This window comes from Flagellimonas flava, from assembly GCF_050617915.1.
GTDB classification, from domain to species: domain Bacteria; phylum Bacteroidota; class Bacteroidia; order Flavobacteriales; family Flavobacteriaceae; genus Flagellimonas; species Flagellimonas flava_A.
Window position 1 is genome coordinate 1 of the sequence record NZ_JBODQE010000010.1, and the last position, 19,358, is coordinate 19,358.

General features: G+C 42.9%; 19 protein-coding genes. 9 read left to right on the forward strand and 10 right to left on the reverse strand.

Going from position 1 to position 19,358, the window contains the following annotated elements; genetic code table 11:
• The 9 genes from ACRHOZ_RS18340 to ACRHOZ_RS18380 all read left to right on the forward strand — a co-directional run.
• Window positions 1-1,427: T9SS type B sorting domain-containing protein (locus ACRHOZ_RS18340; RefSeq protein ID WP_431128809.1), on the forward strand; the 1,427-nt coding region annotated here is incomplete at its 5' end.
• A 9-nt stretch (window positions 1,428-1,436) separates the two neighbouring features.
• Window positions 1,437-2,387 carry a PorP/SprF family type IX secretion system membrane protein gene (locus tag ACRHOZ_RS18345; protein ID WP_431128813.1) on the forward strand — a complete coding sequence of 317 codons (951 nt, stop codon included), beginning with the start codon at window positions 1,437-1,439 and terminating at the stop codon, window positions 2,385-2,387.
• A gap of 9 nt (window positions 2,388-2,396) precedes the next feature.
• Entirely contained in the window at window positions 2,397-3,389 is a 993-nt protein-coding gene (locus ACRHOZ_RS18350; protein WP_431128816.1) for a dienelactone hydrolase family protein, read from the forward strand.
• Between the two features lie 214 nt (window positions 3,390-3,603).
• Entirely contained in the window at window positions 3,604-3,996 is a 393-nt protein-coding gene (locus ACRHOZ_RS18355) for a hypothetical protein (RefSeq protein WP_431128819.1), read from the forward strand.
• Window positions 3,997-4,165: 169 nt separating this feature from the next.
• On the forward strand, window positions 4,166-4,798 hold the full coding sequence (locus ACRHOZ_RS18360) for a hypothetical protein (RefSeq protein WP_431128822.1): 633 nt from the start codon (window positions 4,166-4,168) through the stop codon (window positions 4,796-4,798).
• Between the two features lie 139 nt (window positions 4,799-4,937).
• On the forward strand, window positions 4,938-5,876 hold the full coding sequence (locus tag ACRHOZ_RS18365) for a DNRLRE domain-containing protein (protein ID WP_431128825.1): 939 nt from the start codon (window positions 4,938-4,940) through the stop codon (window positions 5,874-5,876).
• A 49-nt stretch (window positions 5,877-5,925) separates the two neighbouring features.
• Window positions 5,926-6,129: a hypothetical protein gene (locus tag ACRHOZ_RS18370; protein WP_431128828.1), complete on the forward strand. Its 204-nt coding sequence runs from the start codon at window positions 5,926-5,928 to the stop codon at window positions 6,127-6,129.
• Window positions 6,130-6,623: 494 nt separating this feature from the next.
• Window positions 6,624-8,561: a sensor histidine kinase gene (locus tag ACRHOZ_RS18375; protein WP_431128831.1), complete on the forward strand. Its 1,938-nt coding sequence runs from the start codon at window positions 6,624-6,626 to the stop codon at window positions 8,559-8,561.
• A complete protein-coding gene (locus tag ACRHOZ_RS18380) occupies window positions 8,558-9,310 on the forward strand; it encodes a LytR/AlgR family response regulator transcription factor (RefSeq protein WP_431128834.1) in 753 nt (250 codons plus the stop codon). The genes ACRHOZ_RS18375 and ACRHOZ_RS18380 overlap by 4 nt, the downstream gene beginning before the upstream one ends.
• 11 nt (window positions 9,311-9,321) lie before the next feature.
• Here ACRHOZ_RS18380 and ACRHOZ_RS18385 read toward each other — a convergent pair whose 3' ends face one another.
• From ACRHOZ_RS18385 to ACRHOZ_RS18430, 10 genes are all read right to left on the reverse strand, one after another.
• Window positions 9,322-9,918 carry a precorrin-2 dehydrogenase/sirohydrochlorin ferrochelatase family protein gene (locus ACRHOZ_RS18385; protein WP_431128837.1) on the reverse strand — a complete coding sequence of 199 codons (597 nt, stop codon included), beginning with the start codon at window positions 9,916-9,918 and terminating at the stop codon, window positions 9,322-9,324.
• Window positions 9,919-9,998: 80 nt separating this feature from the next.
• The gene (locus tag ACRHOZ_RS18390; protein WP_431128840.1) at window positions 9,999-10,832 is read right to left on the reverse strand and encodes a GIN domain-containing protein; all 834 of its coding nucleotides are present in this window, start codon (window positions 10,830-10,832) and stop codon (window positions 9,999-10,001) included.
• Window positions 10,833-10,847: 15 nt separating this feature from the next.
• Window positions 10,848-13,190 (reverse strand): TonB-dependent receptor, encoded by a 2,343-nt coding sequence (locus ACRHOZ_RS18395; RefSeq protein ID WP_431128843.1) that lies wholly within the window; start codon window positions 13,188-13,190, stop codon window positions 10,848-10,850.
• A gap of 18 nt (window positions 13,191-13,208) precedes the next feature.
• On the reverse strand, window positions 13,209-13,388 hold the full coding sequence (locus ACRHOZ_RS18400; RefSeq protein WP_420401874.1) for a hypothetical protein: 180 nt from the start codon (window positions 13,386-13,388) through the stop codon (window positions 13,209-13,211).
• Window positions 13,378-14,091, reverse strand: a complete 714-nt coding sequence (locus tag ACRHOZ_RS18405) for a hypothetical protein (protein ID WP_431128846.1) — start codon at window positions 14,089-14,091, stop codon at window positions 13,378-13,380. Before ACRHOZ_RS18405 ends, ACRHOZ_RS18400 begins: the two co-directional genes overlap by 11 nt.
• 49 nt (window positions 14,092-14,140) lie before the next feature.
• Complete coding sequence (locus ACRHOZ_RS18410; RefSeq protein WP_431128849.1) at window positions 14,141-15,229, reverse strand: hypothetical protein; 1,089 nt, start codon at window positions 15,227-15,229, stop codon at window positions 14,141-14,143.
• Window positions 15,210-15,755: a hypothetical protein gene (locus tag ACRHOZ_RS18415; protein ID WP_431128852.1), complete on the reverse strand. Its 546-nt coding sequence runs from the start codon at window positions 15,753-15,755 to the stop codon at window positions 15,210-15,212. Before ACRHOZ_RS18415 ends, ACRHOZ_RS18410 begins: the two co-directional genes overlap by 20 nt.
• Window positions 15,755-16,294: an RNA polymerase sigma factor gene (locus ACRHOZ_RS18420; RefSeq protein ID WP_420401870.1), complete on the reverse strand. Its 540-nt coding sequence runs from the start codon at window positions 16,292-16,294 to the stop codon at window positions 15,755-15,757. The genes ACRHOZ_RS18415 and ACRHOZ_RS18420 overlap by 1 nt, the downstream gene beginning before the upstream one ends.
• Window positions 16,295-16,451: 157 nt before the next feature.
• Complete coding sequence (locus ACRHOZ_RS18425) at window positions 16,452-18,401, reverse strand: OmpA family protein (protein ID WP_431128855.1); 1,950 nt, start codon at window positions 18,399-18,401, stop codon at window positions 16,452-16,454.
• Window positions 18,402-19,322, reverse strand: coding sequence for a PorP/SprF family type IX secretion system membrane protein (locus ACRHOZ_RS18430; protein ID WP_431128858.1), 921 nt, complete (start codon window positions 19,320-19,322; stop codon window positions 18,402-18,404).
• Window positions 19,323-19,358: the final 36 nt, after the last annotated feature.

Genomic DNA, 19,358 nt, shown 5'->3' on the forward strand with positions numbered 1-19,358 from the left:
CAGGTGATGTGCCCCTGCCTGATATCCTTGTCGTTACCGACGAGGCCGACAACTGCGGGGTGCCAACGGTCGCGTTCATCTCGGACGTCTCCGACGGGCTCTCAAACCCCGAGACCATAACGCGCACCTACTCCGTCACCGATGGGGCAGGGAATTCCATCAATGTCCAACAGACTATAACAGTTAACGATATAACGGCACCGACCGCCTCCGATCCCGCCCCCATGAACGTTCAGTGCACAGGTGATGTGCCCCTGCCCGACACAAGCGTGGTCACCGACGAGGCCGACAACTGCGGAGCGCCGACAGTGACATTCGTCTCGGATGTCTCCGACGGGCTCTCAAACCCCGAGACCATAACGCGTACCTACTCCGTGACCGATGCGGCCAACAACTCCATAAACGTCCAACAGACCATAACCGTCAACCAATTATTGAGCGTACAAATTGTAGTGGAAAACGAAACATGCCTAGGGGCTAATGATGGGATAATCCACATAACCATCGAAACTGGAACTGCACCATATGCGATTAACCTAAACACTTCAGAAGATAAGATTTTTCCAAATAACCAAATCAATCTAACTGGATTATCTTCAGGAACGCATAATCTTCAGATTTGGGATAGCAACGGTTGTGAAATTCAAGAGGTTTTTGAAATTCAAGCCAATAGCCCCAATCTGAATGCAGAAATAAAGTCTGCATTTAACTGTAATGATGGAACAGGGAATTACGTAATTGAAGTGATTCTTGAAGATGGTCAAGTATCCTCAGAAGTATTATTTGCACTTGATTCAACCCATCCTCAAGACTATACATCAAACCCTCAGTTTCAAAATGTAAGTTCTGGAAGCCATTTTATTTCCATACTCCATTCAAGCGGTTGCTCGCAAATAGTGCCATTTGATAATGAAGAAGTAAATCCAATAGGTTTGAATTTGACCATGACCAACCTTAATCAAATCGTGGCACATGTAGTTGGAGGCAGCCCGCCCTATACCTATTTCTTTGAAAGCAATTCTGGTTCATCAGAAAATGTATTTGAAATAACTTCAAGTGGAAACTTCACGGTAAGGGTAGTAGACAGTAATGGTTGTGAAGCTATCGACAACATTACCATTGTCGATTTTGTTGATTTGGAACTTCCAAATTTTTTCACTCCAAATGGAGATGGGAACAATGATACTTGGGGGCTAAACAATACCCATGAAATCGACCCCGAAATCCTTAGGGAAATACGAATATTCATCCATGACAGAAATGGAAGATTATTGGAAACTATAGACGGTTTTACCCGTTGGGATGGAAAATATCTCCAAACCAAAAGTGAACTTCCTTCAGGAGACTATTGGTACGTCGCTCAAATTTTGAATATAAAAGTGTTGAACGAACAGGAAAAGGTGGGGCACTTTACCCTCTACCGATAAAAAGCAAGAATGAAAAAAATAACCCTACTTATATTATTGGCCTTCCCATTTCTAGAAGCAAGAAGTCAAGAATTAACCATTCCCCAACTGTCTCAATATCTATCTGACAGTCCTTTTTTGATGTCTCCTGCCTATGCTGGTATAGGAAACCTGGTTAAGGTTAGGGCCAATGGACTTTCGCAGTGGGTGGGAATCAAAGATGCACCCAATACCCAATCCCTCTCGGCTGATGTTCGGCTAGGAAACCGATCGGGTATTGGGATGATCCTTTATAATGACTCCAACGGAGAGACCCAACAACGTGGGGGCAAGGTTTCCTTTGCCCATCACTTGACCCTTGATAGGCATAAAGACCAATTTCTATCACTTGCGTTTTCCTTTAATCTGAACCAGTTCCGTATCCATATTGAGAATTTTGACCCGAACGACGATTTGGCCATTGTGGGAGACAAAGCTTCCAGCAATCCCAACTTTGATCTAGGTTTTTTATATAGAAAAGAACGGTTTTATCTGAGCATGAACGCATCCAATCTCTTGAACAAGGATTTTGAGGCCTTCAATTCCTTATACGAACCAAACATCTTAAGAAACTACTACCTCTATTCCGGTTATAGTTTTAGAAGGCACAGACGAGATTCCTTTGAGGTGGAACCTTCTATTTTTCTACAATACTTCGAGAGCGACAAACGCTCTATGACCGATACGAACATTATGTTCAGATGGCATGGGTTCCCTGGGGATTTTCTAAGTGCAGGACTAACAGCTCGATTTTTAAACGATCAATTAGGGAAACCTTTATACATAGCACCAATGGTTGGGTTTAAAACCGGCGATTTTTACTTTGGGTATTCCACTCAAATCATTATGAACAAGATTATCGGATATTCCTATGGGACACATCAGCTTACAGTTGGGGTGGATCTAATGCAAGGAATTTCAAATTGCACATGCACTTATTAAACAATGAAAATGAAAACAAAACATTCCAATCTTTTAAAGTTACTGGCTCCATTGATTGCCATTGTCCATTTATGTTCCTGCAATAAGGATGACGTTCCCGGGCAAAACAAGGAAATCCAAGTTTCCGCCAATACCAGGGATACCATTGTTTATGTAAATGTGGACAACGATCAGGTTCCCGTGATTTTATCCATTCCCGAATCGGCTGAACCCATGCCCGCAGTAGTGGTCATGCACGGATCCGGAGGTTTATGGAAAGATGATGATCCCAATACCGGGGAACCCTCAAGACAATTTGAGGAATGGTGCCAAATCCTCACGCAAAATGGTTTTGTATGTGCCTTAGTTGGCAGTTATGTCCCTAGAGGCACCCCTGAAAGAAAGGGCAAGTACAAAGACCCTCCCTATGCTTTCAGAATTAGCGGGGAATTTGTACGCCCCCGTGATGCCTATGCCACTCTGGAAATGCTCCGGGGATTGCACAATCCCGATGGCAGCAAGGTGGTTAGAGGCAAAGACGCTGGCATTCTTGGATTCTCCCATGGAGGCAATGCCGTGGCCGCAACCCTCTATGATACCTCCTTGACCCCTAAGGACTGGAAATGGACCCAAAGTTTTGACGGCAAGGATTACGATACCTCTTCTGGAGTAAGGGCGCCAGCAAATAAACCAGAAGATGGAGGTTTCGCCGCCGGAGTCATCTATTATGGAGGTTCAGTGGCCCATGGGTATTGGGGCGGTGATCCCTGTAGTGATGATGCCATGGACGAGATTATTTATGGCCCCTATGCCCCATTACGGCACAACATTGCAGAAGACGGTTATCTGGCAGAGAATACCATTTGCCTATACGAACTATTAAAAGCCAAAGGCTTTCCCGTGGAAACCAAGATTTATAAAGACGTTGGACACGGTTTTGACGATGACGGCCTCAAACAAAGTGAAGAGGCAAGAGAGGATACCATGAACTTTTTTAAAAAATACTTAAATGAAGTAGACTAAAAGCACACCCAAATCTGTACACGGACCTAACCTACGTACTTCCTACCCCCTAACCCAAGTACTTCTTTCGACCTTCCCAACCCCATGTTCCCCAGAACCACTTTGGAACCATCGGTTCCATGTCCCCCTGTATAGAAATCACCAAATGGGAACACCCCCAACCTCCAACAAAAATCCCTGCGGGGAAAATCAGAACACCTAAATCAATTGAAAAATGAAGGAGAATTTTCTTGAAAAATGGATTTTAGATCTTGTCAAATCCGAATTTGAATATGGCAATATCCCAAGAAGGGCAACCTACAAACTAAAAGAAAGAATGGACAATTTTATAGAAGTGACCATTGAATGGACCGATGCCCAGGAAAACGGGTTTAAAATAGTTTATAGCGCCCGATCGTATGGCAAGCATGCCGTGGACGAACGCTTTCCCATGGCCAACGACCCGGTATTTGAGTTGGAAAATTACTACACCCTGGAAATACACACCTATATAAACGACATAAAGCGGAATTACAGTTGCCGGCGGATTGCAAATTATGATGTGGACAAAGTAGTGGACGAGCTGGGCAGCCTGGAAGGCATGGAAAACCCCAAGGTGGGTGGCTGATTTGGGTCTTTTGCCCTGCCATTCATCCCATAAACCTGCATTTTATCGATGAAACCGCATCCGTCAATTGATATGGGGTGTTGGTACATTGTACCCCCCATCCCACCCTAGAAAATGGTTACTTGCCTATAGTTAATCACGTTCCAAGTTTTAACCTAAACCTGCACCTATGCATAATTTAACCATCCTCTGGGCACTTTTCTGTGCTTCCGTAATTGTGGGATATCCCATTTACCTCTATCACCGATCCATGGTTCTCTTGCAAAAATCCAAGAAGAGCAGTGTCGTCAAAGCCAATAATATGGTAGAGCTGTTATCCTTTGATCTGCGGGGGCAGCTGCCCAGTTGGTCCATTTCCCTGGATGTGCCCCAGATTACCGAAGAAGTCCTCTGCAACAACCCTATTCTTTTTTATCTTGAAACAGAGGAATCCCATCTTAAAATGCCCCTGAACAATGAAGCTTTGGGCTACACGGCCAACGTTTACAAAAATACGGGCAAGGTTTACCTCACTTTTAAATGCCTAAAGGACAGTGTTTCCAACTTTCATGTGCCCGCCTGGCATGCCAACCAGCTTAAAATTTTGATCATAAAGCCCAGGCATGTTGGTGCCCTGGATCATGATCAGGATTCCTATAAAGTACAGGTGTACAAAGAACTAAAAAAGGCCAAGATCAACCTTTCCCAGTTTGAGGAAGTGCTGGCCCATTTTAACCCCATGACAAATATTGATCAGCCACTCCGCACAACAAAAGGGCTGGTTGCAGCTCCTAAAACGCAGCTCTCTTCTGCAGCATCTTAAAAAAGGCCCGTTTTGGGCATTGGTGAACCCAAAAGGGGCAACCGTCAATTCATATGGGGTAACGATCAATTGGGAGAAAAAAAAGGAGGGAGCCACCACTAATTTTGAGGCCTTAATAACCCATTAAAAAAAGAGTAAAATGAAATTAAGTAAATTATGTATGTTGGGCTGTGCCATTATGGCCCTAGTGTTTATTGGTTGTTCTGCAGAAGATGGCGCAGATGGAAGTCCAGGTACGAATGGCACAAACGGAACCAATGGTACGAACGGAACCAACGGTGAAGATGGAGAAGACGGAAAAGACAAACCCAATGTGGACTTTTATTTCCAAGATGGATTTAAGGGGTATGATGGGACACAGGATGCTTCTATTAAAGAAGGAGGAGAAACCAATAGTAGCCTCTCTGCGATCCAGTATGGAGTTGAAACCGAATATACCGTAATGAAATTTGATGGTATTTCTGATGAAATTAATAGTCTATTGGTGGAAGAAGGTCAAAATTGTGCAGATTCATTTTATATGAACCAAGCCATACTTTACTTATACATTTCAACATCCATAAGTGATGTATATCCTTTATACTTTAATATTGGCTTTTATAATGAAAATGACCCTTCTTTTGATGAATCCAGTGTTACATGGGACAATGCTTTTGGAGAAACTCCATGGGCAGCGAAAGGAGCTGAAAGTTCCTCCTGGGCTGGTCCTTTTTCGAATGATTCTTACTCCGTAAAATTTGGCGCACAATTATCATTATCGAGTTCTGATCCGGGATGGTTTCCAATTCACTTACCAAGAAGCGTTGTGGAAAATTGGATTTGCCAATCCGCTACGAATAACGGCATAAGAATTCGTTTATCAGGCCCACCTTCGAACAATGGCACATTCGTAGAGTTCTTTTCAAGTGAAAACCCAGTTGAAGACCTACGCCCCCTATTGGTCATCGAAACCGAGAAAATAGAACCCAGCCAAACAACTAAGGCTGCTGTTGCCGACACCAAAGAGCAAGATTGGGACAGTATGAGCTATGAAGAAAAAATGGCACCGCTATACCGTTTTATGGCCGCTAAAAATTAAGATTTCCCTTAGCCCGCTAGGGCTGCTAACCAGAAACCTGTAGTTACCCATGGCTGCAGGTTTTTTTATGACCGCTTTGGCATTCCAGATTTGTGTATCGGGAATTGGGTGCCAAGGCGGTTTTTTCCAAGCCGGTTTGGCGGCAGATTTTAGCAATTTCAAAATCCATGGATGCAAAAGGGCCATTGGTCAATTCAAAACGGGCATGCGTCAAATCCGGGCACTAAAAATGGCCAGCCTCCCCTACTTTTAGTCCACATTATAGTAGAATGGTTAACAAACTCACCACAAGTACCAGATAGAACATTGCTAAGCACGGGTATGGGGTTATGCTGCGTTTTGGTCGTTTTATCAAAGGAACGTGGTGAGTTTAAAATATGGTATCTACCATTTTCTTCTCCCAAAGGCCATTAGCTGTTTGCATTCGAACATAACCCATTAATCTGCATGCTTCTTTATCAAAATCAACCTTATCTTTTTCCACAAGTACCATTGGCTGCCCAATAAATGTGCTTACATCCCTATAACATTATGTGTTCAAATTCTTGCCCCAATTTTCAGTTATTGCAGATAAATAATTGTTTTTTATGGTTTATCTTGTGTATTGATTGTACAAAAACCTTAGAAAAACTGGGGATAATCTCCAATTTCTTCCCGTGATTGAAGTGCAAAACCGTTTTACCGTCTCTTGTAAGAGCTTTTTAACCATCACAAAAGCTCCGTGAAGGTGGGCAATTCTAAAAGTTCGTGGAAACCAGACCAACCCAAAAAAGAAAACCGTTAAGATTCCGTATTGGAATCATATGCAATCCCGCGTTTCCTGCTTGTTATAAGTTTTTGGTAAGTGGGCTCCTTTTTTTGCTTCTTGTTCCCAACCAGCTCCAAACCCAAATCTTTGAAGAAAGAAAAGTAAAACCGCTTTCGTACAAGGTATTCAAGGATTATAACTTTTCAGTGGATATTGACTCCATTTTAGCCACGGATGGATTGTTTAAAACCCCCGATGAGATCGGTAAATTTATGGGGCCGGATGAGTCCTTTTGGATTCAGGTGGATTTTAAGGACGAAGTAGACACCCTATCCACAGAAACGCTTTGGCGGTTGCGAACACCCACCTTTGGCTATGCCGATCTTTTCTATCAAGATCTGGACTCCGTTTCGCAAGCCACCTTTGGCACCTTTAATATGTCTGAAGACTTCAGTTCCATGTTGTACCATCCGGGGGTATCCTTTACCAAGGACAATCTTATTAATGGCAGGTACCTCTATCTAAGAACCTGCATATTTAATTATTACTCCAACATTCGCAACTGGAAACTGGGATATTTATCAGATGCCTCCAATAAGTATTACACCCATTATTACACCAAGCAAGACGTACAAATCCTTTCCAATGACTATCTGTATCTAGGAGCTTGCCTAATCCTGTTCCTTGCATTTTTTGCCATTTTCTTGTATACCCGTAAACTGCAATTCCTGTTCTATGCCCTGTACATTATTACCTCGGTCACCTATTTGACCTACCCCTATATCAACAGTGCGGAGGCCGCAAGAATTACCAGTACATTTCTGGGTCATTGGCTTACAAGCATCTGTCAGGTGCTGATCAATCTTTTCTATGTCTGTTTTGTGGTCTACTACCTGAACACTAAGAAAGAGTACCCCATTTTACATAAATCCATAGTGGTGATAGTCTCCCTTTTGGTAGGAATATTTGTGGTTGACGGCTATGTTTTCCTAAAAGGATACTACCCCTTGCATATGGATGTGCTCAGTTTTCAACGTCTTTTAATGACAATTTGGGGGCTTTTGGCCATGATTTATTTGATTTATAAAGCCAAGGACAAGCTTGCCTACTTTGTGGTAGCCGGCTCTTTCCTTTATATGTCCGGAGCACTGGCCTATTTGTTCCTGGACAACCGCTTTTATATGATTGTCGGTTCCATTTTAGAGATTTTGGTCTTTACCCTGGGATTGGCCTATAAGATCAAGCAAGAATTTGAAGAAAAGATTGTGCTTCAGAATGAAGTTTCCATCAAAGAGGTGAGTGCTTTACGTGCGCAAATGAATCCTCATTTTATTTTCAATTCCCTCAATTCCATCCAACACCTTATCCTGAACAACGATAGGGTGATGGCCTTAAAGTATCTTTCCAAATTTGGAAAACTCACCCGAAATGTGCTTGAGAGTTCTATAGAGACCCAATCTGTTTTGCGGAAAGAAATTGAATTGCTAAAGTCCTATCTGGAACTGGAATCGCTCCGTTTTGAAGGGGTTTTTAAGTACGAAATACATGTGGATGAGGATTTGGACACCAACAATGTGGAAATTCCCTTGCTCTTGGTACAGCCCTATGTGGAAAACGCCATTTTGCACGGCCTTTTACCCAAGGAAAAGGATGAAAAGTTACTCACAATTAGTTTTGAAAGAGAAAAAAACAACATAATTTGTAGCATCGAAGATAATGGGGTTGGAAGAGCAGCTGCCCAGCGGACAAGTACCTATTCCAAGAGGGAAAAGAAATCCAGGGGCATGGAAATTACCGGCAAAAGGTTGGAGCTTTTGGGCCAGTCAGAACTGGGCAGGAACTCCGTAGAAATCACAGACAAATTTGACTCTAAAGGCCATCCCTCAGGGACCAAGGTGGTAATACGAATTTTTGACGCATTAAAAACAGCAGTATGATCCTAAAAGTTGTAATTGTAGAAGACGAAAAGAAAAGTAGAGAAACCCTTAAAGCCATGCTGGAGGAGTTTTGCAAGGATGTAAAGGTCATTGCCACAGCCAGTAATGTTTCTGAAGCAGTGAAGGTACTGTCCGTAGTAAGTCCGGATGTGGTCTTTTTGGATATAGAGCTTCAGACCGGGCAGGGTTTTGATGTACTCAACCAAATCAAAGACCCCAACTTTGAAGTGATATTTACCACCGCTTTTGAAAAGTATGCTATCAAAGCCATAAAATTCAGCTCTTTGGACTATTTGCTAAAACCCATTGATCTGGACGAGCTGAAGCAGGCAGTTGAAAAAGCCAGAAACCGTATGGATACCAACGTGTACAGGGAACAAATAGACACCTTGATGCAAAACCTGTCTAAAGAAACCTATCGGCAGGAAAAAATTTGTTTGGCTACCACTATTGGCATGGAGTTTATAAAGATCGAGGACATTGTCCTCTGTAAAGCCGATGGATCGTATACCTCCTTTATTTTGAAAAACAAAAGCAAGCTCATGGTGAGCAAACACCTAAAGGAGTATGAGCATCTTTTGGCCGAGCATCAGTTTATGAGGGTACACAATAGTTTTGTAATCAACCTGAGGGAAGTAAAAAAGTACATCAAGGCAGATGGGGGTTATATCATCATGAGCAACGATATGCATGTGAGTTTGTCCCCAAGAAAAAAAGATGAGCTGATCGATGCTTTGAAAAAGCTATAGCCCGCTTTTACTTAATCTGGATTTTCGTCACCAGATTTTTTTACCAAGCCTTTGGTGAATTCGTTCAGGGCTTCCACTTTTTGCTCAAAATCTCCTTTTAAGGTGTCCCTATAGGTATTCAGATTTTTGACCAAATCATCAATATTATCGGGAATCACATCCTCAAAAAATTGTCGGAGTCTTTTAGCGGTCGTCGGGGATTTCCCGTTGGTGGAAATGGCCACTTTTACATTGCCCTTGGTCACAATTCCGCCCATATAAAAATCACAGAAAGGCGGATTATCGGCCACGTTTACCAAAATGCTCCGTTCACGGCAATCATGGTATACCTGCTCATTTACCTCGGGCTTGTCCGTGCAGGCCACAACCATATGCTTGCCGTTCAAGAACTTTACATCATAAGCTTCCTGGGTCAGTTTCACCTGGTGTTTTTCTGCCAACTGTCGTGTGGTATCCAAGAATTCAGGTGCCACCATTTGCACTTGGGCATTGGGGCTTGACTTTAGCAGGAATGTAAGCTTTTCCAAACCAACATTACCACCACCAACTATGAGCACCTTAAGGTTGTTTACCTTTAAAAAAATGGGATAGAGTTCATTCCGTTCCATGGTTCAAGTCTTTGTTGACAGGTTGTTATACTTTATCTTACAAAGGTATGTCTAAACCAAATCCCTCATTCATCAATACCTTACTTTTTTATCACCCTACCATCACTGGAGAGCACTTGACGGATGATTTCGGCATCTCCTTTATAGAACAAACGGCTATCGGAATTGGCTTCCACATCTATGGTATTGTTTACGGTGAGATAGGCATCACTATCGGACGAAAGGGAAATCTCAAGATCATCCACGACAAGGCCGTAATCTTCAAATCTACTGTCAGAACTTAGGGTAGCCTCTAAATCCCCGACATTTCCAAACAAATCTACATGGCTATCCGAAGAAAGTCTGGCATTTACTTCATTAACCTGAAACTCTCCAACAATTTTTGCGCTGGACGAAAGATTTAAATGGGCTCTATTCGCATCCACAAACACATCTGCATTGGCGTCCGAAGAGGCTTCAAAATCAAATCTTTCAGTGGTAATATCCCCTTCAAAATAGGCATCAGAACTCAAATCAATAGAGACATTTGGTGCATCCAGCGGGCTGTCCAAATAAATAGCTGCATCTGAAGATGCCCTAAAATCCCTGATTTGGGTGGTGGTTATAAAAAGTTGTAAGGTTTCCTTTCCCTTGATGTTGATGTTGTTCTTGAGTTTTACCGTAAGTCTTCCACCATCTTGGTAGATATCTATTTTTCCAAACAAATTGTCATTGGCCTTTATCCGAACCTCTTCCTCGGTTTCTGAAAAATTCACGTAGGCCTTAAAGTCGGTGGCCACGGTGAGGGCCGTAATGTTGTCAAAATCGTATTCCCGAGTTGATATTTCATCGGAAACCCGAATGGTTTCATAGCTACAAGAGCTGATAAAACTGGCCATACCTATGGCTAGCAAAGTTGTTTTGATTGTTCTCATAATGTTCGTTTTTGATTAAAATTCTATACGGTAATTCAGCAGCGGCAATAGCTCCAGTTGATACTCTGGAACCATAGCCCGGGTGCGCGTACTGAAAAACATTTCGTCAATATTCTGACGGTTGGTCAGGTTTTGAATGTCCAACGAAATGATGTGCGCCACTTTAGGTCTGTTTATCCGATAAGAGAAGCTGGTGTCCAGTCTCCAGTAGTCGTCAAACTCCAAAGTATTCCTTTGATCTTGAAGGATGCGTACGTTACCTGTCTGGTCAAAATAATCCAAGTCCACCGGGGTTCCCCTTTTGCCCCCGTTCCATAGCAATTTGGCATTTACCCCAAAGATGTTATTGCTGTTTCTTCCTGCCTTGAATTCCTTGCCCCCAACCACATTAAAAGTGTATTGCGCATTGTAACGACTGTCGTACCAATTGCCGTCAGCTGCACGATACTGGGAATCGAAAAGGGAACTGGTCACCAAGAAATAATATTGGTTGGAAAAGAATTTTTCCAAAGTGAGTTCCAAACCGTAGTTTCTGGCCTTCCCTGAATCTACCAATCCTGCACTTATAAATTGTCCGTTTAAAAAAGAGTCCGTGTTGTTTGGATTGGCCGAAACCGCCACTTTATTTAAATCTTGATAATACACTTCCACTTTTAAATGCCCATTTTTAATGACTCTCCAGTCATAACCCAACACATAATGTGTGGCCCGCATCAAATCCAGTTCTTTATTGGGGGTGGTAACATTCCCCTGTGTATCCTCCACCTCAATAAAATACTGGTTTAACGGCATTCGTCTGGAGTGCAATCCAAACCCTGCACTAAGGGTATGCTTGGGAGCAATTCGGTACTCAAAGCCGCCCCTGGGTTCCAATACAAAATCATCATTTACGGAAAATGTTGAGGCATGCAGACCAAAGGTAGTTGAGAGTTTTTCCGTAAATCGGTATTTGGCCTGTGAGAAAAATTGCAGGAAGGTGCCATTGCCATCTGCATTTACCAAAGTTTCTGTTGCTGCATCAATTGTTTCATCCGAAAGCACATCATAATCCAAGCGACTATATACAATCCCGGTTTTTAGGGTGGTCTTGGCGTTAAACTTTTGATTGAGGTTAGCGCTCAATCTGAAGGCACTGTTCCTGAGAATATCCCTTTCCCTGAAAAAACGATTGTTGTTTCTATTGTCCACTGAAAAATCATAATCACTTCGATTCCCGGAGTAGGAAAGCACCCCATCCAAGGAGGTGTTGGGACTAAAGAAATGTTTAATGTTGATTCCGCCCATATAGGTTTTGGAATCGAATTGCTCGTCTTCAAAAACATCAGGTACCACCTGTTCCACATTATCCTGGTTGTCCTCGCTTACCCCGCCTATACCCCATGCGGATAAATTGGTTTTGTCGCCCAAAGGCAAATTCACCTTAAAGGAAAGGTCTTGAAATGTAGGCACCGACCCTTCGGAAACTTCAATGATGTTATTGAGGATGGTAAGGGTTGAATATCTATAATTGACAAGGTAGGACCCTTTGTAGTTTTTGGAGAATGGTCCCTCAATGGCCAAGTCGGTCCCCAACACTCCAAATTGAAAGGCATATTCTGTGTTCTCCGCATTCCCATTGCGCAATCGGATATCAAAAACCCCGGAAGTGGCATTGCCATATTCCGCTGGAAACGCCCCAGTGAAAAAATCGGAATTCCCCAGCATGTTGGTACTCAGCAAGCTGACCGCTCCTGGGGAATACCCCTCCTCCGAAAAGTGATTGGGTTCTGGCACTTCCACCCCTTCAATCTTCCATAACAACTGGTTGGGGGCATTCCCTCGAATCACAATTTCATTGGTGGTATCATCTGTATTGGTAACCCCGGCAAAGGACAAGGCCATCCGTCCTGGGTCACTGATACTTGCTGGAAAGCGCTTGGTCTCTTCCACTCCAAAGGAACGGGCACTGACCGTGGCCAATTTGTTGTTGGGTTTTATCTGATCTTTGCGGGCAGATATCACTACTTCTTCCAGTTGGTTCAACGATTCCGTGAGCCTTATGGTTAAATTGATTTCCTTGGCGGATCCCACCAAAACTTCGGAAATCAATGCGTCCTCATAACCTAGATAACTACAACTGAAAGATTGCCTCCCCACGGGAACATTCTCCATGGAAAAGAAACCTTGCATATCGGTCACCACCCCAAGTTGCGGCTCCACATTGAGAAGTACAATGGTGGCACCCATCAGGGGACTTCCAGTAACAATGTCCGTTACCCTTCCTTTTACAGTTTGTCTTAAATCTTGCCCGAAACCTAAAAATATGGATGCAAAAACCAGCCCCAGGGTAATGGAGATACGTAATTTTAGTGTTTTCATGATTTTAATGGGTTGATTCTAACGCAATTCCTTTTCCAGATTTAAAACTGGCATCCAGAAGAAGTTGATGACCGACCATTCATCCTTTTCCAGATTTTGGGAGCTCCTTACAAAGACCGATCCGTTTTCGGAAAATACGTGTTTGGCCACCAAGCCTTGATTGATTGACTGTTCGTTTTTTGATTTGTTATTGTTCATCGTCCAAATGTTTTTTGTATCGATTTCTACCCATATTGAAAACCCCAATCTTGACCCCAACACCTCCAGAAAAACCGTTGATCCTGTCCAAGGGGTTTAAATCCAAATCCAGTTTGTTGGAAAAGCGATATTTGATCCCCGCCTCCAACTGTACATATCTGGATACATTGAACAAAACGCTCATTCCCGGTTCCAGCACAAAAATTGCATCGATTTCATCCTCATCTATGTGGTCGTCAATGGGGTCATCAAAGTTGTTGCCAAAATAGCCTACCCCACCTGCTCCAATGAGCACGGGAAATGAAAGATTAACCAAGGATTCACTGAATAGAATAGGCTCAATATGCAAGCCTCCATAGGCGGCAATCAGATCTTCATTGATCGTTCTGGGATTGTCTTGTTCTGAATACAGGAAATTGCCCACAAAGCCTACTTCAAACTTTCTGTTGGCCACATAGGCCACTTTAATTCCTCCTATATAAGTGTCCTTGCCGTCTATTTCCCCGAAATAGGTGGTGAGACCAAGGTAGACCCCATGTACCACGTTTTTGCGATCATTGAATTCAATGTAATCGGCATCATCTTGATCTTGTGCCCAAGAAAGAGAACTTACCAATAAGAATGCGAGTAGCAATATTCGCTGAGTCATGATTTTGGTAATGGTTGTCTCTTTAAGGACAATGCTTTTTTTGGAAGGTTGCATGTTTTTTGATTTTTTTTTGAATTATTTTTTGATTGTTGAATTGATGGTCTTAATCGGTGATCACTATGGCGCCTTTAATTCCGTTGATGGTAAAGTCCCCAGCAGTCCCTGAGCCATATTTGGCAGTGATCTCCCTGGTTTTCTTCCCGGCATTGGTCACATTGGTCTTTATGTTGGTGAATGTCTTGGGAACACGCAACAAACCTTGTTCCAAAGTGGCCCTAAAGTCAAAGGAAAGTCCGGATACGTCCAATTTTATCTCTGAAGATTCCTGTACAATGTCAATTTCCGGACTTGGCGAAAGAATCTTACGGACTTCCACCTCCGCTATTCTAAGGGTCAAGAACATTTCCGAATCCACACTGGCAATATCCACATTGGAGAATTTGAAATCGCCCCGGAGCGTTCCAATAGCTTCAAGTATCACCTCATCTTTGCTGGAATACAGTTCAAGGTTTGAGACATTGTCCAAATTAAGATCGCTCCCGCTACTGATTATTTTTAGTTTTTGCCCATTTTCAACATCTATGGCCCCATTGCTCATTTTAATGCTTCCATAATCTATCTCCCCTAAATTGAGCTTGCCAAATTTCATGTCAATTTTGGCCGTGGATATCCCATCATTTACCCAGATATCCCCATGCTGTACGTTGGCATCCAAATCGCCATGCCAAGCTCCGATCACCAAATCCCCAAACTTGTTGATCACGTTCAGTTCTGCGTTCTGGGGCATGTATATCTCAAAATCAATTTGAATATTGGATTTATCAAAGTCGAAGGGATTGGCTTTGTTGAAATATCTACTGAACAGACTGGAGCTCCTATCCACAATTTCTGAGGTAATGCGAATAAAATCCCCGGCCTGGGTCACCTTGGGCTGGATTCGGTCTATCAACTTCTTGGCATTCTCATCCTTTCGGTGTACCACCTTGATGTCTATAGACACTTTTAACTCCTCTTGATCCCAGCCATTGACCACCACATTGCCGTATTTGTTCTCAATCTGAACCGATCCCGTAGCCGGAAGGTCATAACTTTTTGACCAGGCCTTAGTCCGCTCACTTTGAGCTGTTGCCCCAGCAGCAATTAAACAGCAAAAAGCGGTAAGTACAATATGTTTATAAAATATACCCTTCATAATCCATTTCATTTTTAGATGCATTGATTTGTTTCAGCAAATTCTCAATCAGTTCAATGCGCTTTTTATAGTTGTTGACAATGGCTTCCAAAACCCGCTCATTGTCCAGGTTGTTCTTCATTTCCAGTTTCAGCTGTTCGTATTCCTCGTCCAGTTCATCCATAAAGGATAGAAACTCATCTTTGTCCTCAGCGGATAGTTTTGGATGGTTTTTGACCAATTGCACCTGCTGATACACCAGATTTTTATAGTGCAGGTCTATTTCAAAAAGCTCCTCGCTGGCATAGCCATCAATTTCCTGCGCATTGGGATTGCCCAGCATAAGGAAGGCAACTAATGACAGGCCAACCAAAAAGACAACGGATGCCGCTATCCTGAATTTGCCAGATTTCCACAACGGAATGACCTTTGGAGTTTCTTTTTCGTCCAAGGCGCCGGCAATACCTTGCCACAATTTGTCCTTGTCCACTTTGTGGACATTGAACGCCTCTTTGTTTTCCTTGATATACTTTTCAAAATTGTCCATCACAGTTCATTTACAATTTGAATCAATTTCTTTTTTGCCCTATGGTATTGTGATTTGGAGGTTGAGGTGGATATCCCCAATATTTCTCCAATTTCCACATGATCATAACCTTCGATGAGATAAAGAGTTATTATTTGCCGATACCCTTCCGGCAACTGACTTAGTCCTGTTTTCACCTTATCAATCTCCAATTGGTCCACCTCTTGGAATTCATCCTCTTCAAGTGGTTCCCCTTCATTTTCCAGAGATGACAACAACAAGCGCTTGGATTTGAGATGGTTGATACTCCTATTGATCACAATGCGTTTCAACCAGGCACCAAAAGTGCTTTCAAACCTAAACGTGTCCATTTTTCTGAAAGCTTCCACAAAACTTTCCTGCAATACGTCCTCAGCATCTTCCCTGATGGTCAACAAGCGCATGGCTACATTGAACATGGCATCTACGTACAGCCCATACAATTGATATTGGGCGTTCCGATCTCCTGCCTTGCTCTGTTCCACCAATGCCTGGTGCGTAAAACGTACGTTTGCTTCCAAAAATCCTGGACGATTATTCAATGACGGCTAAAAATAATCCTTATTCATCTAACCCAAAGACAGATCAAAATTTCAAGGGTTGCACCAATCCTTATTTAAATAAAAAAACCTTCAACTTAAGTTGAAGGTTTTAGGGTAGTGTTTATTGATGGTTGGGTTAATTTAGGTTTACAATAATAAATTCCGATCTACGGTTCACATCATGTTCCTCATTGCTGCATCTTACGCCATTGCTGCATTGATTGAGCAGCTGTTTTTCTCCATATCCTATGGCACTTTCAATCCGGTTGGCCTCAATGCCCTGTGAAACTATATAGTTTCCAGTTGACTTGGCCCGTTTATCTGAAAGCTGTTCGTTATAGCGGTCGCTTCCCCTAGAATCCGTGTGCGCCTCAATTTTAATGACCATTTTGGGATATTCCTTCATCACTTCCACAATCTTATTTAATTCCTGAGAGGCATCCTCACGAATTTCCGCTTTGTTCAAATCAAAATAAATATTGTCAATCTTGATCTTGAGCACCCCGTTCTCACGAACAATCAACTTGTTGAGCTCTTTGGTAATTTCCAAGGGCACATCGTTTACAAAGTCCTTTTGTTTAGTGGTACTAAAAGTGGCATCATTGGGTAAAAAGCCTTGCTTGCTGATTTTGATTTCATACCCTGCTTCGCACTCCAGCACATTTTCAAACTCAAAGGAACCATAAGGGTCTGTGGCCGTTCTTCCCAAGGAATTTCCTTCGGCATCCAGCAATTCCACCACTACATTTACTATGGGCTGGGCATTGGATTTTCGAATGACACTACCTTTTACGGTCTGCTCGCAGGTTTCTTCCATACGTTGGAACGAATAGATATCATCATCTCCCTTGCCCCCTTCTCTATTGGAAGAAAAATAACCGCGTTGGGTGGTTTCCTTCACAATATATCCGAAGTCGTCGCGATTGCTGTTCAACGGCCTGCCAAGATTATTTGGAGTTTCGAATCCAGCACTGCCCCATTCGCTTTCAAATACATCCAGGCCACCAAGACCCAAATGGCCGTCGGAGGCAAAGTAGAGCTTCCCTTCGGTTACAAAAGGGAACATTTCCCTCCCGCTTGTATTGATCGTTGGGCCCAAGTTTCTAGGTTCGGAAAATCCGCCATTCTGCAAAACATCAACCACAAATATGTCCGTTTCCCCAATGCTTCCCGGCATATCGGAAACAAAGTACAGCTTACGGCCGTCCGGACTTAGGGCGGGTTGCCCAACCGAATAATCCTCGCTGTTGAAGGGTACTTCCTCGGCTTCCGTCCATTCCCCTCCCCTTAATTCGGAGGTATATATTTTCAGGTGGTTGGTACCTTCACCGTCCCTTCCCAAAGTTTGATGGGTGTAGTTGTTTCGGGTGAAATAAATCACATTCCCTTCGGGAATAAAAGTAGCGGCTGCTTCATGGTAACGGGTATTCAAAATGGAAGAAAAGGACCTCACATTGGCCAAATCTGAACCTGACCCCGTGGTATCCGCCATAAAAAAGTCCAGATACGGCTGTCGGTTCCATTCATATACCCGAGTCTCAAACCGCAAGGAATCACGGCTGGAAGAAAACACAATCTTATCCTTGTAGTACATGGGGCCAAAATCGGCTACGGGCGTATTTATTCCCAAGTTGCTTACGTAGTATTGTGGCTGTCTGTTCAACAATTCATCCAAGGCCTCATCATTATTTTGCATTTGCGCCACCTGAAATTTGGATACATCCAATTTCTCGGTATAAATTTTCATGATGCCCTTGGCCATTTTATAGTTTCCAACCCCTTTGAGGGCATGTACATATTTAAAGGCGTATTCTGGCTCCAGAACCTTTTCGTATTTGGAAAACAACACTCCGTACCATTTTACGGCATTTTCCATATCGGTATTGTAGAAATAGGCATCTCCCAAACGTTGTAGTACCCGTTGGGAGTCCTCACCTTTCCTAACCAGGGTTTCGTATTGTTTGGCTGCTTTTACATACAGCAAATTATCAAAATTGATGTCGGCGTCGTTATACTTTAGTTGAGCGTGCAAGCAACCGCCCACCAATAAAAAAAGAACGGATATGTTGGTTTTAATACTCATCATCTAATAAAATCTAGGGGATTTTAGGCGTTTTTCCACGGTCTTGAACTCATACCGAAGAAAGACTTCGTGAGTTCCACTCGTGTAACTTCTCAAATCAGAAGTGGTCAGATCATAGGAATAACCCATGCTTAGGTCAGGAGATATTTGCAATCCCAATAAAGCTGAAAAGGAATCGTCCCAGCGGTATGCCAAGCCTGCCGTGAAGGTTTCCATAAGCATGGCATTGGCAGAAATATCCGCTATGACGGGAGCTCCAGGAACCCACTTTACAAAGAAGGCCGGTTTGAACTTGATATCAGGGGTAAGATCCATAATCTTACCTCCTATCAGATAATAATGTAAGCGTTCGGCCGCTATTTCCTGTTCTTCACCATCATAGTGATCTTGGGCAAAGAAATTGGGTACAGCCAAACCTAAATAACTCTTTTTATTGTGATAATAAATCCCAGCACCTACGGTTGGGAAAAACTTGTTTTTAATGTTGTTCTGAAATGCCACATCGGGATTTTCAACCAATCCTTTGGAGAAATCCACATTGAACATCCTTCCTCCTCCTTTTAATCCAAACGAAAGTTGTTTATCCTTATCATCCAGTTTAATCGTATAGGAAAAATTGGCATCCACAAAAACCTCGGAAGCGGGGCCCAAGGCATCATGTGAAAGTACCAATCCAAGTCCCACATTGTTCCCCATAGGCCCATCCACGGCCAAAACCTGGGTGGTTGGAGCACCATTTACCCCTACCCATTGCGAACGATGTAGCAACAAGGCGGTCAAATGTCCCCTGGAGCCTGCATAGGCTGGATTCACGTTGAGCGTGTTGTACATATATTGGGTGAACTGCGGGTCTTGCTGTGCGGATGTGGATAAGACACCCATCAACAGGGCTACAAAACAGCAGATTCGGACTTGCCTTTTCATTCGTTGCGCTTTTCTATTTATTCTGATACCCATCTT